The sequence below is a fragment of the Exiguobacterium indicum HHS 31 genome (assembly GCF_001939065.1).
Lineage (GTDB): Bacteria > Bacillota > Bacilli > Exiguobacteriales > Exiguobacteriaceae > Exiguobacterium_A > Exiguobacterium_A indicum.
In genome coordinates this window covers 1-13,167 of the sequence record NZ_MPSZ01000005.1, presented here as the reverse complement: position 1 = coordinate 13,167, position 13,167 = coordinate 1, and the positions used below count along the sequence as shown (strand labels likewise).

Sequence of the window (13,167 nt, the reverse complement as noted above, 5' to 3'; positions counted from 1 at the left end):
AGAGGGCTGAATCATTCGTGTATACCATTTATGTAGCAGCATCCGTCTGTCTCGTTGCACTGATCGTCGCGACGAAAAAGATTTGTGAGCGGACGACAAAAGGACATTTTCGTTATATTCCGTTGGCGACCTTATTATTTGGCGGCATCATCTTTCTTGTGCTAGCCATCGGTAAGGGAGGAGCCGTCGGAATCCAATACGGTGTCCTGAGTATCATCTACTTGACGGCGACATTCGGTGTGTACTTGTATATCGCATTGCGGAAAGATACGACGTTATCGTAAAACAGGGGCTCTCTCGTTACAGAGAGGCTCTTTTTTTGTTAAGATAGAACAAGAGTACAAAGGGGGAATAGAATGGATGCATTAGATGTCATCGTTCATCCCGAAGAGATAGAGGCATGGTTTCAACCGATCGTAGGCGCTGCCCCTTTTAAGGTGGAAGGGTATGAAATCCAGTCCCATTTTCGTGGAGAACCGTTAAAACCATTTTTTCAGGAAGATGATGTTCCAATCGAGTATCAACTCGAAGTCATGGGGCATGTCGTCCGTCAAGCATTCCAAAAAGTACCCTCCGATGCACAAGCGTTTATTCTGATCCGTTGTCGTCCAGCTTGGCTGTTTGAAAACGGTGGGGAGGACTTCTTGCATGTCTTACGGACGGTCGACTCGTCGTTTCCAAAAGAGCGGATGTACGTTACTTTGACGGATGTCCAAGTCGATGATTTTGACCGTCTGGGTCGGATCGTCGCGTATTACCAGAACTCTGGACTGAAGGTAGCGCTGGACCGTGCGGAAGCAACGAGTCTTGAACGTGTCTTTTCGATGTCGCCGGATATGTTGATCGTCGATTTATCCTCCATGATTGAAAAAAAGACCGTCTCAGCGTCGTATCCACATCTCTTACAGACGATGGAGCATCTTTGCGACCAGCTTGGAGCGCCACTTTTGTATAAGAATATCAGTCATCTCGGTCAACTTCGGTATGCGTGGCAACACGGAGGACGTTACTACATGGGGAATCTACTTGGAGAAGCATCACCTGAATGGGTCATGACCTGTCCTGGTATGGAAGTGTTGATCCATGAAGTCCCGATGTTTTATAAATATGATCGCGAGCAGATGAATCGCTTGTTTCAGCTAGAGCAAGACTGGACGGTTCGATTTAATGAAGATTGTCAGTCCTTGAAGCCGGAGCAAGATCTCGATCAATGGTTGCTGACGCTCGCCCGGAAGATGGAGCCGGAATTCATACGGTTTTATATCACGGATGCGAATGGATTCCAACAATCTTCAAACGTCAGTAAAAAGAGTGGGGAGTGGAAGCTGTATTCCTTCTACAAAGGGTACAACTGGAGTTTCCGTCCTTACTTCATCCGGACGACGGTAGCGATGGAACGACGACATAGTGGATATTTATCCGAACGGTACGTCGACTTCAGCTCGAGTGAACAAACGCGGACATTTAGTATGCCGCTCAGTAATGGGATGTTCTTATTTGCGGATATCTCTGCAGATTATCTATATCAAGAACGATTGAGTGAATGAGGAGGAAATGAAAGTGTTAGATTATGATTACGAGGCATTACGAGAAATTGGACGAATCGTCGCCATGGCACGCGATGAGATGGCGGATGCCGTCAAACCGGGAATCACGACAAAGGAACTCGATGACATCGGAGCACGCATCCTGAAGGAACAGGGAGCAGAGTCTGCTCCAATCGTCATGTACGATTTCCCAGGAGCGACATGTATCAGTGTCAACGATATCGCAGCACACGGTATCCCAGGGAAGTATGTCATTCAAGAAGGTGATATCGTCAATGTCGATGTCTCGGCTGTGAAGAACGGTTACTACTCGGACACAGGGAAGACGGTCATCGCAGGAGAAGCAAAACGTCCGGAAGATGTCCGACTCGTTGAAGTGTCATTGACGGCGCTTGAGAAAGGACTTGAAAAAGTCAAAGCCGGAACGAAGGTCAACCAGATCGGAAAAGCAATCTATGCCGAAACACGTAAGAGCGGTTTCACGGTCATCCGTAACTTAGCGGGACATGGTCTCGGTAAGACACTCCATGGTGAGCCAGAATCCATCTCGAACTACTTCAATCGTGAAGAGAATGATTTGTTGAAGGAAGGGCAAGTCATCGCTGTCGAGACGTTTATTTCAACAGGAGATGAGTTCTGTATCGAAGATGAGCGGGACGGTTGGACGTTATACACACCGAACCGGAGTCTCGTCTCACAATTCGAGCACACGGTCGTCGTCTTAAAAGACGGGTATGAGATTTTGACGAAAGTCGAAGGCAAAGAATCGTTCTAAGAAAAGCTTATATAGTAAAATACGAAAAAGAGACAATGGAAGTCAATCCATTGCCTCTTTTTTGTTGTAGTACTCCTATTATAAGGATATCCGGGATGTTGCCAATTTGTTTAACTGTGACTCGGATACGGCTGGAGCGGAATAACGAATGTGTCCGTGTTCGACATGATACGGGGTCTCAAGCAAATCTTCTTCGAAATAATCGGCAGTACTTGTCATATCGATCGGATAAGCGAGTCCAGGCAGTGTTGCAAAAGCAAGGGTCTGACGACGCCCGATACCGCTCTCGAACATCCCACCGAGCCAGTAGGGTGCTTTTGTTCGAAGGGACAAAGCGTTCGTCAGTCCACCGACGCGTGCCGGCTTGATGTTTAGAATCTGACCGGCGTGGAGCGCTTGCATCAATTCGGCATCCACTGGAGCGACGATGGATTCATCCAGACAAATCGGTGTCTGTAAGAGTCTAGCGAGACGTTGATGTCCGGACCATTCCGACGCTGCGAGCGGCTGTTCCATCATAACGAGACCGAATGAATCCCACTGTTGTAAAAGAGGGAAGTCTGCTTCAGTGAAGCTGCCGTTAGCGTCAAACATCAAGGGCGCATCAGGGAAAACGGCACGTACTTGCTCAAGAACGACGGTATCCGTTGGAGCGAGCTTCAGCTTGATCCGTCCATATCCGGAAGCGATCGCTTGTCCGACGGCTTCGACGGTCTGTGCTGCAGAAGCCCGTCCGAGTGCTTTCCCACAAGGTACGAGAGATGATTCATCACCTCCGAGATACGTGGCGAGCGATTGACCGGTAGCTGCTGCGAATAATTCATAGATCGCTCCTTCGAACATCGCCTTTGCCATCGGATTACCTTGGACGATGCGGAAACGATCCGTAACGTCTGCTGGATGATGGAGCGGTTGTTCAAGTAACCGATACAGCAGCGGAGCGATTCCTTGAAGAGAGTGCTGCGTTTCCGATGTATACCACGGTGTATCAAACGCGACACCTTCCCCGTAACCCACTCGTCCTTCCGAATCAGTCAGACGCAAAATCGTCGTCCGACGTACTGTCAGCGTCGAAAGGGCGGTTTGCATCGGACGACGAAAGACGAGCGGAACATCGAATAGTTCGGCAGACCGGAGAGTGATACTCATAATGACTCCTTCAGTTGCTTCCGCAATAGTTTACCGTTCGCATTGCGTGGCAGCGCGCTATGATAGATATATTCAACCGGACATTTATATTTAGCGAGCAATTGACTGATTTCCGTTCGGACGGTGACTTCATCGAGTGTGCTGACGATGAAGGCGACCGGAACCTGTCCCCATTTAGCATCAAATCGTCCGACGACACCTGCTTCTTGAATCCCATCAATCGAGAGAAGTGCTGATTCGACTTCAGCCGGATAAATGTTTTCTCCACCTGAGATGATGAGGTCGCTTCGACGATCGAGGACGTAGAGGTATCCATCGGCGTCCAAGCGTCCTAAGTCACCAGTCTTGAAAAAACCGTCTGCCGTAAACGCGTCTGCCGTTTTCTCTTCCTCATGAAAATAGCCTTTCATGATCGTCGGACCTTTGACTTCGATTTCTTGATGACGTGTAATGCGAATTTGTGTCGGATGAATCGCTTGTCCGGCCGATCCAATCTTTCGTAAGGCGTCCTCAGGTAAGAGGGTTGCGATTTGAGAAGCCGTTTCCGTCATCCCGTATGTCTGCATGACCGGGATATTGCGGTCGAGTGCACGCGTCAGAATCGGTAATGGTACAGGACCGCCTCCTGTCAGTACGACGCGAAGCGCGTGGCGACGTAGCCCGGCTTCGAGCAGTCGATCAAGCATGACCGAGACGAGTGAGACGTGGGTGATCTTTTCTGTCGTAATCCAGTGCAAGGCGCGTTCTGGTGAAAAATGTGGCTCAAGAATGATCGGTACTCCATAGATGACTGCCCGATAGACGACAGCTAATCCACTCATATGGAACAGCGGTGTGACGATCAAAAAACGATCCTCTGGCAGTGATCCGATATGACGCGCGGCGTTCGTCGCACTCGAAAAATGATTCAACATCGTTTGTTCGACGGCTTTCGGATGTCCGGTCGTACCACTCGTAAAGAGCATCGATTGGACGTATTGCTTGGGCATATGGCGTATTAATAGGTCAGGTGCTTCTTTTTCATAAGAGAAAGCCACGCACGGGATCCTTGTATCAAGTGTCCGGTCCGTCACGATGAGCCGTACATCTGCCTGCTTGAATTGACGTAATACTTCCGTTTGCGTTAAACGCGTGTTGATCGGGACGACGGTCAGTTCGAGCAACTGAGCAGCGTGAAGTGCGACGATGTAGCGCGCACTCGATGGACCGTAAAGAGCAATCCGGTCTCCGCGTGTCACGATCGTTGCCCAAGTACTCGCTAAGCGATGCGCGCGTGCATATAGTTCGGACCACGACCAACGCTCTGTTTCCGTAATGAGTGCGATGTCATCCGGCTGTTCTTTTGCCCGTGTATAGATCCAAGGATACAAAATAGTCACTTCCTTTTGAGATGAATATACGAAAAAGGTTCAATGTCGTAAGACGATTGAACCTTTTTTTCATTATGGGAAACGCGGGAACTGTCCGAAGTCCGGGTTGCGTTTTTCTTTGAACGCATCGCGTCCTTCTTTTGCTTCGTCCGTTGTGTAGTACAACAACGTTGCATCTCCTGCGAGTTGCTGAATCCCTGCAAGACCATCTGAATCAGCATTGAATGCCGCTTTGAGGAAACGAAGAGCCGTTGGTGAATGTTGAAGGATTTCAGCACACCATTGAATCGTTTCTTGCTCGAGATCTGCGAGTGGGACGACCGTGTTGACGAGTCCCATATCCAGTGCTTGCTGTGCGTCATATTGACGGCAGAGGTACCAGATTTCACGCGCTTTCTTGTGTCCAACAACGCGTGCGAGGTAACCAGAGCCATATCCAGCATCGAATGAACCAACTTTTGGACCAGTTTGTCCGAAGCGGGCGTTGTCTGCAGCGATCGTCAAGTCACACACGAGGTGAAGGACGTGTCCGCCGCCAATCGCATAACCTGCGACCATAGCGATAACTGGTTTTGGGATGACACGAATCAAACGTTGAAGATCAAGAACGTTCAAGCGTGGAATTTCATCGTCACCGACATATCCACCATGTCCACGTACCTTTTGATCTCCGCCAGAACAGAATGCGAGATCGCCTTCACCTGTTAAGATGATGACGCCGACATTTTGATCGTCACGTGCACGTGAAAATGCGTCGATGAGTTCGTGGACCGTGTGTGGTCGGAACGCATTGCGAACTTCAGGACGGTTGATCGTGATTTTCGCGATCCCGTTCCATTGTTCATATTTGATGTCTTCATAGCTGCGGGCTGATACCCATTCCGGAGCATATTTCATGTGAATTCCCCCAATATGTTAGTGATGAATAAGTAGATTCTCTACCATTGTAACAAACTTTTGCGGTTGGTCGATATGTGGGGCGTGCGAAGCGTGCAAAATCACGTGAATTTTTTCAGGTGATGCCGCTCGTGAAGCGATGGCACGGAATTTTTCATCCTCTGCCCCGACGATCCAATCAATCTCTTTCGGAAGGCATGACCATAGGGATGGCATGCTTCCTGTACCTTGTGTACGTAACGAAGCACTTAAACCTTCAACCGTTTGGGAAAGACGCTCCTGACGCAGTCGCGTGCGTTGCGATTCCGGGAGAAGGGCTTGGGGTTTAAATAGTCCAAGTGTCTCCCAGTGATCGATGAAAGCTTCGAGTCCGCCTTTTTCGAGTCGCTCCGCAAGCAATCGATCCGATGTACGACGTACTTTTCGCTCGATTGCCGTCTCGATACCCGGTGTCGTACTAACAGCGATCGTCCGAGCGATTTGCTCAGAGACGACGCTCAGCATTAAAGCGATTCGTCCACCCATCGAGTATCCGAGGACGATCCATGGCTCGGATCGCATAGCGAGCAGTGCCTCGAGATCCTTGACCTGTTGCGTCAAACGCATTCGTTGCTCAGACGCCGGTGTCGTTTTTCCATGTCCCATCAAATCGAGGCGATAGACGGTGAAGTGAGTCGATAAATGCTCACTTAGCATGTCCCACGTCGAGAGGGAGCCTGTAAAACCATGAAGCAATAGGAGCGGTGGACCCGATCCCTCGATTTTCACATGATACGTATGCCCACGCAAAATCATTGGAACACCTCGGCTAACGCATGATTCGTCACGTCCCAGATCGAACGGTGCATCTGTACGTTTTCTGTTCGTGTCGTCTTGACTTCAAGAATCCGAGTGACGTTCGTCTCTTCCGCAAGTGCTTGACGTAACGCGGCAATGGAATCGATCGCCTGATAGGTTACACCGTATCCGGAAGCGAGAGAAGCGAAGTCGAGATGCTGCGGTGTACCGAAGAGTGGTTCGAATACCTCTTGCTCAAGTCGTTGTTGCGGTAAAAAGCTAAAAATGCCACCACCTGCATTGTTGACGAGAATGATCGTTAACGGAAGCGTCCGTGCTGTCATCAGACCGTTGATATCATGAATGAACGCCAAGTCACCGACGAGTAAGTAGCGATGTGTGGCATCAAACGTTGCTCCTAGAGCGCTTGAGAGAATGCCGTCAATTCCGTTCGCTCCTCGGTTCGCGAGTAGACGAAGGGATGTTCCTGTCGGTAGGAACGTATCGACATCCCGGATAGGCATACTGTTCGAAACAAAGAGACTTCCGTCCTGTAACGTCGCCAATGCACGGACGACGTTATATTCCGTCATCTCCTCTTGATCGATTGTCGCAAAAGCAGCGGCGACGCGTCGCTCCGCCTGTTGCAACAGTGTCAGATACGCAGGATCGTGCGGAGCAGATTCATGATGCGCGAGTTGTCGCACGTGACCAATTACGAAATCCGAATGAAGCTGTGGATCGCGCCAGTTTCCTGGATGACCGACGACCGTCGTCGGAATCTCCCGAGACCAAAGCAGATAAGGTTTTGACGTCGGCATGGCACCGAAACGAATGATTCGGTCTGGTCGGACGTGCTGAGCGGTAGCGGGATGTTTGAGCCATGTATCGTAATAGGCAAAAACGTGAGCATCATGCGATTGTCGTCCTTGACTGAGTGGATCCGCCAATACCGGAATCCCTGCTTGTTTCGCATACGAGATGACAACCTGACTGTCCGCCGCAGTAAGTTGTGGTCCAAGTACAAAAAGAAGACGCTCTTCTTGAAGTGCGGTCGCTAAAGCGTCGTTTACGCCCGGTGTCGGTTCAGGTAAAACACCGACCGGGCGTCCTGTCCGTAAGAGATCGAGTTCCGGCACGAGTGGTTCACGTAACGGAACATTGATTTGAACCGGACCAGCTGGTTCCGTTAGAGAGAGTAGGGTTGCGCGTTGTGCAACATGAGCGACGTAAGGAAGGCTCGCTTCTTCTGCTAACGGAAGATCAAACGCATGCCGAACCTGCTTCCCGTACAGACCAACCTGATCAATAGCTTGTGGCGCACCGACATTCCGTAATTCATGTGGTCGATCGGCGGTCAAGACGATCAGCGGAAGTTCAAAAATATTCGCTTCGGTCACTGCTGAATAATAGTTCGTCGCAGCGGTACCGCTTGTACAAATCAACGCAACGGGACGAACGCGTTCTTCCGTCCGTGTTAGACCTAAAGCAAAAAAACTAGCCGACCGTTCGTCAACAAGGACGTGGGTACGGCTAGAAGGATGCAGAAAAGCAGCAATGGCAAGTGGTGTCGAACGGGAACCGGGACTGATAACGAAGTCCCGGACACCAGAAGCGACGAGCGTATCAATTAACGTGTGCATCCACTTAGTCAACATAAATATCATCCTTTTCAATCGAACCGACGTGTCCAAGTGCTTGTACCATCGGTGATAGTTTAGTTTCCGTCTCTGCCAGTTCACTATCGAGATGAGAGCCTTCGACGAGACCGCAACCGGCGTAAAGAATGACCGCCCGTTCTGTAAACAATCCAGATCGAATGGCAACGATGAATTCCCCGTCATCCTGTCCGTTCATCCAACCAACAGGTGAACCGTACCATCCTCGTTCGAACGTTTCGATTTCTTGGATGGCATCGACTGCTAACTGCTTAGGTTCGCCCCCAAGTGCAGGTGTCGGATGCAGTTTTTCGATTAATTGGAATAACGTCACATCTTCTTTTAAATGAGCTGTGATTGGTGTATAAAGATGTTGAATATGGCGATTCTTCAAGAGAATCGGCGTATCCGGACAATCCAGTTCCTCTGAAAATACAGATAATGTCCGTTCGATCGAATCCGCGACGATTCCGTGCTCTACCCGGTTCTTTTGATCTTGTAATAACGATTGACCGAGTGCTTCGTCCATCTCATCCGTTGCGTGGCGTGGTGCAGAACCAGCGACGGCTGCCGTTTCAAGACAACGTCCACGTTTTAAGACGAGTCGTTCCGGTGTAGCGCCGATAAAGGCTTCTTCCGGATTTGGTTGGAAACAGAAGACGTAGCTGCCGGGCTGCGTATCTTCGAGTTCAGCGACGACAGCGGCTACGTCGAGTGGACGATCCAGCTCATAGACGACTTCGCGCGCCAGGACGATTTTTTCAAGTGTCGTCTCCAAGTAGTGCATCGCTTGATGGAACGAAGCTTCAAAGGCTTCATTCCCATCTCGCGATAGTCGTAAGCGCGTGACGCCTGCGGCAGTCGATGGTTGCGGTTGATTGACTTTGGCGAAATCGAGTGCGAGTTCATTTAAGATAGAATCGACTTGATCCATTGGCTCGACGCGAGCAAAAATCGTCACACGTGTCTTGCCATCTTGTTCTAGAAATAAAAACTTCGGAATCGTCATCGAAGCGTCTCCGAAGGAAGACCAACGATAATCCGGTTGTTTAAGTTCGGTAAACGAAAATCCGCTGAACGCAAATAAATCATGACCGACATGATCGCGATTCAAGTTTGCCCATTGCGATTGAATTCGTAAAAAACGATCCGTTCCTGAAGCCTGAAGTTGTTGTACGATGCCAAACCCGATGGCCCGCATCGAGCGATCAGGTGTCGCGAAATAAAATCGTTCCTCGATACCCTGTTCGAGGGAACGCATGTCAGTTGCTTCGATTTCCCATGAATACGAAGCGAGTATAGGTCGTTGTGAGGCGTTCGCCTGACTGACGGCCTGTTCGATACACTGTTTTAGCTCTTGTTGAGCGTAAGCCATACCGCTCATTGCCCCCTAGTCTATAGATACTGTGATATGTTTCACTTAATCTAAGTGTAAACTTTTTGCGGACAAAAAAGAAGGAATAAGCTATCTCGGATTGAACATTGACAGCAAAAAACGAAACCCGATACACTTAGACAGGAAAGGGGTTATTATATGAATAAATCAATCGCTGTCTATTGGCGAATGACACGACCGCATACATTAACAGCAAGTTTTGTTCCGGTCGTCGTCGGTACGGCAGTTGTCGCACCACGCGTGGAATCGATACGCTTGGATTTGTTCGTGGCGATGTTGATCGCATCGATGTTGATTCAAATCGCAACGAATCTGTTCAATGAATACTACGATTACAAACGTGGTTTAGATACGGAGGAGTCGGTCGGAATCGGTGGATCGATCGTTCGTGACGGATTCAAGCCGGGGACGATTCTAGCGTTCGCACTTACATTGTACGGCATTTCGGCATTACTCGGTGTGTATCTGTGCATCGAGACATCGTGGTGGTTACTTGTCGTAGGACTCATTTCGATGTTCGTCGGATATATCTATACAGGAGGACCGTTACCAATCGCCTATACACCACTTGGAGAGGTCGTTGCAGGCTTTTTCATGGGGTATATTATCATCGCGATTTCGGCGTACTTGCAAATTGGTTATGTTCCGACAGAAGCCGTTGCGATTTCGGTACCAGTCGCCATCTTGATTGGTTCAATCCTACTTGCGAATAACATTCGGGACTTGGATAATGATAAGGTCAACGGACGAAAAACGATTGCCTGTCTCGTCGGACATCGCCGTGCCGTGTACGTCTTGATCGGATTTTTTGCGGCAGCTATCCTGTCTCTCATTATTGCTGTACTCGCATTTGACGTTTCATGGTTTGCGTTACTCGCGTTATTGAGTATTCCGCTCATGATCAAAGCAGTACGTCTCTTCTGGGAAGACTTACCACCGGAAAAGCTGATGCCTGGCATGGCACAGACCGGTAAAGTGAACACGATTTTCGGACTCTTACTCGCAATCAGTCTCGTGATCGCGAATATCTAATCTTTAATCAAAGCAGCAGGCGATCCGCTTGCTGCTTTTTTAACGTGAAGATAGCAAACAGTTAGAAAAAAACTACTTCGGTTGTCACTGATTTAAAATTTTACTATAATTGAAGCAATGTGCCTGAAAGATCAAACAAGGTCGGAAATCAGGAAATATGGTTAGAGGTGGAACTGAAATGAATAAAATCGCGGTAATCGGAAAAGTATTCGTCGACATAAAAGGAACTTCGTTCGCTCCTTTGCATAAGGATGCGAAAAACGTAGGAGACATCACGTTTTCAAATGGAGGAACAGGACGCAACGTAGCACAAAATCTAGCCGTCCTCGGGAATGAAGTTCGCTTTATCTCGACGGTTACGAATGATCAGATTGGCGTGGGAGTGCTCGATGAGCTGAAATCTTACGGTGCAAATGTGGATCACGTCGAAATGTTAGAAGATCATGGAATGGGCATGTGGCTAGCTGTCATGGATAATGAAGGCGATTTGCAAACATCGATCTCAAAACAACCAGATGCCAAGTTGCTCGAAGAGGCGATTTTACGTCAATCAATCTATGCACTCGATGGAGTCGATGCCGTTGCAATCGATCTTGATTTGTCCGTTACGGTTTTAGAACGTTTGATTCATCTATGTCGTAAAATGGAGTTGCCATTGTTTGGTGTTTGTGGTCACTTGAGCGTCATCGAACGAAATCGTCATCTGCTACAAGGGTTCACTGGATTCATTTGTAGCCGAGAAGAGGCGGAAATTCTGTCTGATCTGTCGATCGTGACTGTTGAAGATGCGATTCATGTAGCGAATGAGCTAGCGAAAAAGGGTGCTCCGTTCACGGTCGTGACGATGAGTGAACTCGGGGCGGTCTACGTTGATCGTCGTACAGCGACATCAGGTCATGTCGGAACGAAAAAAGTAAAAGTCGTCGACTCGACGGGAGCAGGCGACTCATTCTTCTCTGCTGTCTTGTCTGAATTGACACAAGAAAAGTCAGCAGAAGAGGCATTGAAGCTTGGTATGAAGGTTGCAGCAGAAGTCATCGCTTCGACAGAGAATGGACTCGTTCCTGAAATGCTGGATGCTCTTCAATAAGTAGAAATGATAAAAGGGAGGTGGCGTCATGCCGATTCAACGAAGTGCAATCATTTTACGAAACGAACAAGATGAAGTTGCGTTGATTCGTCGGGATAAACTGAACGAAACGTATTATGTCTTTCCAGGCGGTGGGAAAGATGATGGAGAATCGCTAGAAGAAACAGCGATTCGTGAAGCACATGAAGAACTTGGAATCGACGTGGAGTTGACCGGTATTGCCGCCATCGTCCGTTTTAATGGATTTGATAATCCTTATTTTTGGGCGAAAACAATTGGTGGTCGGTTTGGCACGGGTACGGGTGAAGAATTCGAAGAGGAAGGATCGGGTTATACACCGGTCTGGATCAAGCGTTCGGAGCTACCTTCGTTACCGGTTCGTCCACCGTCACTTGCCAAACAGCTGGCAGAAATGACAGAACCATTCTATGAATTGATCCTTTCTGAAAACGAATGAGGTTTTAGTTGAAATAAAATGGGAAAAGTATATTAAAACAATGAGGTGGTCGTTGACTGCCTCTTTTTCATGAAGGAGAGATGACGATGGCGCATTCACGCGATCCAAAAGGGCTTGCCCTGAACTTAAAGCAACGAATGTCCGATCATAACATCACGGATTATGCAGGGACACTCGCTTATTACTGGTTTTTATCCATTTTCCCAGGAATCATTTTCGTCATTTCCGTCTTATCATTCTTTGACATCGATCGTCAGACACTCGAGTCACAAATTCGCGACTTAGCGCCAGGTGGAGCCGTCAACACATTCACGGATACGATTTTCCAAGCCATCAAGGAACCACAAGGTGGTCTGTTATCGATTGGTGCGATTCTTGCTGTCTGGTCTGCTTCCAAAGGGGTCGATCGTTTGATCACGACAGCAAACCATGCCTATGGTGACTTCTCGCCCCGTGGTTTCGTCGCAGCGCGTGGGATTGCCTTATTGCTCACGATTGTGCTCGGAGTCGGGATGTTGTTGCTGATCGTCTTGAATGTGCTCGGTGGTCCGATCATCACGTATCTTGCCAACTTCGTGTTGCCGATCGATATGGGGCAAAAAATCCTACTGACGGTCTTACGATATGTCGTGTCGACGATTCTATTGATCGGTATCCTGTCGATTTTTTACCGCGTCGCACCAAAGCGTCCGATTACATTCAAAGAAGCAATTCCAGGAGCCGTTTTTGGTGTCATCGTCTGGCAATTATTATCGGTTGGATTCGGATTTTACGTCTCGAACTTCTCGAATTACAATCAAACGTATGGTTCGCTCGGTAGTGTCGTCATCTTGTTATTATGGCTCTACTTCACAGGGCTGATCATCTTACTCGGTTCTGAATTGAACGCGTCATGGGAACGGTTCATGAAAAAAGCGGATCCGAAGAAAATGGAAGAAAAGCGCTTGAAGGAACAAGCCGAACTTGATGCCATTCCGACGAATACGTTCGGATGAAGGTACAAAAAAGCCTGACTGCCA

The 13,167-nt window shown here is 48.6% G+C and carries 13 protein-coding genes; 7 read left to right on the top strand and 6 right to left on the bottom strand.

What is annotated here, in order from left to right; genetic code table 11:
- The first annotated feature begins 17 nt into the window (after positions 1-17).
- The 3 genes from N179_RS12025 to map all read left to right on the top strand — a co-directional run bounded on the left by N179_RS12025 (position 18) and on the right by map (position 2,322).
- On the top strand, positions 18-284 hold the full coding sequence (locus N179_RS12025; RefSeq protein ID WP_023467277.1) for a hypothetical protein: 267 nt from the start codon (positions 18-20) through the stop codon (positions 282-284).
- 72 nt (positions 285-356) lie between these two features.
- A complete protein-coding gene (locus tag N179_RS12020) occupies positions 357-1,547 on the top strand; it encodes an EAL-associated domain-containing protein (protein ID WP_023467278.1) in 1,191 nt (396 codons plus the stop codon).
- A 13-nt stretch (positions 1,548-1,560) separates the two neighbouring features.
- On the top strand, positions 1,561-2,322 hold the full coding sequence (gene map, locus N179_RS12015; protein ID WP_023467279.1) for a type I methionyl aminopeptidase: 762 nt from the start codon (positions 1,561-1,563) through the stop codon (positions 2,320-2,322).
- 78 nt (positions 2,323-2,400) lie between these two features.
- Here the strand turns inward: map and menC are convergent, their stop codons facing one another.
- From menC to N179_RS11985, 6 genes are all read right to left on the bottom strand, one after another.
- On the bottom strand, positions 2,401-3,471 hold the full coding sequence (gene menC, locus N179_RS12010; RefSeq protein ID WP_075642942.1) for an o-succinylbenzoate synthase: 1,071 nt from the start codon (positions 3,469-3,471) through the stop codon (positions 2,401-2,403).
- Entirely contained in the window at positions 3,468-4,850 is a 1,383-nt protein-coding gene (gene menE, locus N179_RS12005) for an o-succinylbenzoate--CoA ligase (protein ID WP_244150236.1), read from the bottom strand. Before menE ends, menC begins: the two co-directional genes overlap by 4 nt.
- Before the next feature lie 63 nt (positions 4,851-4,913).
- Entirely contained in the window at positions 4,914-5,738 is an 825-nt protein-coding gene (gene menB, locus N179_RS12000; protein ID WP_023469886.1) for a 1,4-dihydroxy-2-naphthoyl-CoA synthase, read from the bottom strand.
- Between the two features lie 18 nt (positions 5,739-5,756).
- Positions 5,757-6,533 (bottom strand): 2-succinyl-6-hydroxy-2,4-cyclohexadiene-1-carboxylate synthase, encoded by a 777-nt coding sequence (menH, locus tag N179_RS11995; protein ID WP_075642940.1) that lies wholly within the window; start codon positions 6,531-6,533, stop codon positions 5,757-5,759.
- Positions 6,530-8,173, bottom strand: coding sequence for a 2-succinyl-5-enolpyruvyl-6-hydroxy-3-cyclohexene-1-carboxylic-acid synthase (gene menD, locus N179_RS11990; RefSeq protein WP_083639944.1), 1,644 nt, complete (start codon positions 8,171-8,173; stop codon positions 6,530-6,532). The genes menH and menD overlap by 4 nt, the downstream gene beginning before the upstream one ends.
- The gene (locus N179_RS11985) at positions 8,163-9,548 is read right to left on the bottom strand and encodes an isochorismate synthase (protein WP_035398779.1); all 1,386 of its coding nucleotides are present in this window, start codon (positions 9,546-9,548) and stop codon (positions 8,163-8,165) included. The genes menD and N179_RS11985 overlap by 11 nt, the downstream gene beginning before the upstream one ends.
- A gap of 159 nt (positions 9,549-9,707) precedes the next feature.
- Here N179_RS11985 and N179_RS11980 point away from each other — a divergent pair, with 159 nt between their 5' ends.
- From N179_RS11980 to N179_RS11965, 4 genes are all read left to right on the top strand, one after another.
- Entirely contained in the window at positions 9,708-10,601 is an 894-nt protein-coding gene (locus N179_RS11980) for a 1,4-dihydroxy-2-naphthoate polyprenyltransferase (RefSeq protein ID WP_035398777.1), read from the top strand.
- Positions 10,602-10,779: 178 nt separating this feature from the next.
- Positions 10,780-11,691: a guanosine-inosine kinase gene (locus N179_RS11975; protein ID WP_029340887.1), complete on the top strand. Its 912-nt coding sequence runs from the start codon at positions 10,780-10,782 to the stop codon at positions 11,689-11,691.
- A 28-nt stretch (positions 11,692-11,719) separates the two neighbouring features.
- Positions 11,720-12,148, top strand: a complete 429-nt coding sequence (locus tag N179_RS11970; RefSeq protein WP_075642938.1) for an NUDIX hydrolase — start codon at positions 11,720-11,722, stop codon at positions 12,146-12,148.
- An 86-nt stretch (positions 12,149-12,234) separates the two neighbouring features.
- Complete coding sequence (locus N179_RS11965) at positions 12,235-13,143, top strand: YihY/virulence factor BrkB family protein (RefSeq protein ID WP_029340889.1); 909 nt, start codon at positions 12,235-12,237, stop codon at positions 13,141-13,143.
- Positions 13,144-13,167: the final 24 nt, after the last annotated feature.

What these genes read in the sequence shown, in the direction of transcription:
- menC (WP_075642942.1), bottom strand. Translation starts at nt 3,471, where the DNA reads ATGAGTATCACTCTCCGGTCTGCCGAACTATTCGATGTTCCGCTCGTC.
- menH (WP_075642940.1), bottom strand. Translation starts at nt 6,533, where the DNA reads ATGATTTTGCGTGGGCATACGTATCATGTGAAAATCGAGGGATCGGGT.
- menB (WP_023469886.1), bottom strand. Translation starts at nt 5,738, where the DNA reads ATGAAATATGCTCCGGAATGGGTATCAGCCCGCAGCTATGAAGACATC.
- N179_RS11975 (WP_029340887.1), top strand. Translation starts at nt 10,780, where the DNA reads ATGAATAAAATCGCGGTAATCGGAAAAGTATTCGTCGACATAAAAGGA.
- N179_RS11965 (WP_029340889.1), top strand. Translation starts at nt 12,235, where the DNA reads ATGGCGCATTCACGCGATCCAAAAGGGCTTGCCCTGAACTTAAAGCAA.
- N179_RS11985 (WP_035398779.1), bottom strand. Translation starts at nt 9,548, where the DNA reads ATGGCTTACGCTCAACAAGAGCTAAAACAGTGTATCGAACAGGCCGTC.
- menD (WP_083639944.1), bottom strand. Translation starts at nt 8,173, where the DNA reads ATGTTGACTAAGTGGATGCACACGTTAATTGATACGCTCGTCGCTTCT.
- N179_RS12020 (WP_023467278.1), top strand. Translation starts at nt 357, where the DNA reads ATGGATGCATTAGATGTCATCGTTCATCCCGAAGAGATAGAGGCATGG.
- N179_RS11980 (WP_035398777.1), top strand. Translation starts at nt 9,708, where the DNA reads ATGAATAAATCAATCGCTGTCTATTGGCGAATGACACGACCGCATACA.
- N179_RS11970 (WP_075642938.1), top strand. Translation starts at nt 11,720, where the DNA reads ATGCCGATTCAACGAAGTGCAATCATTTTACGAAACGAACAAGATGAA.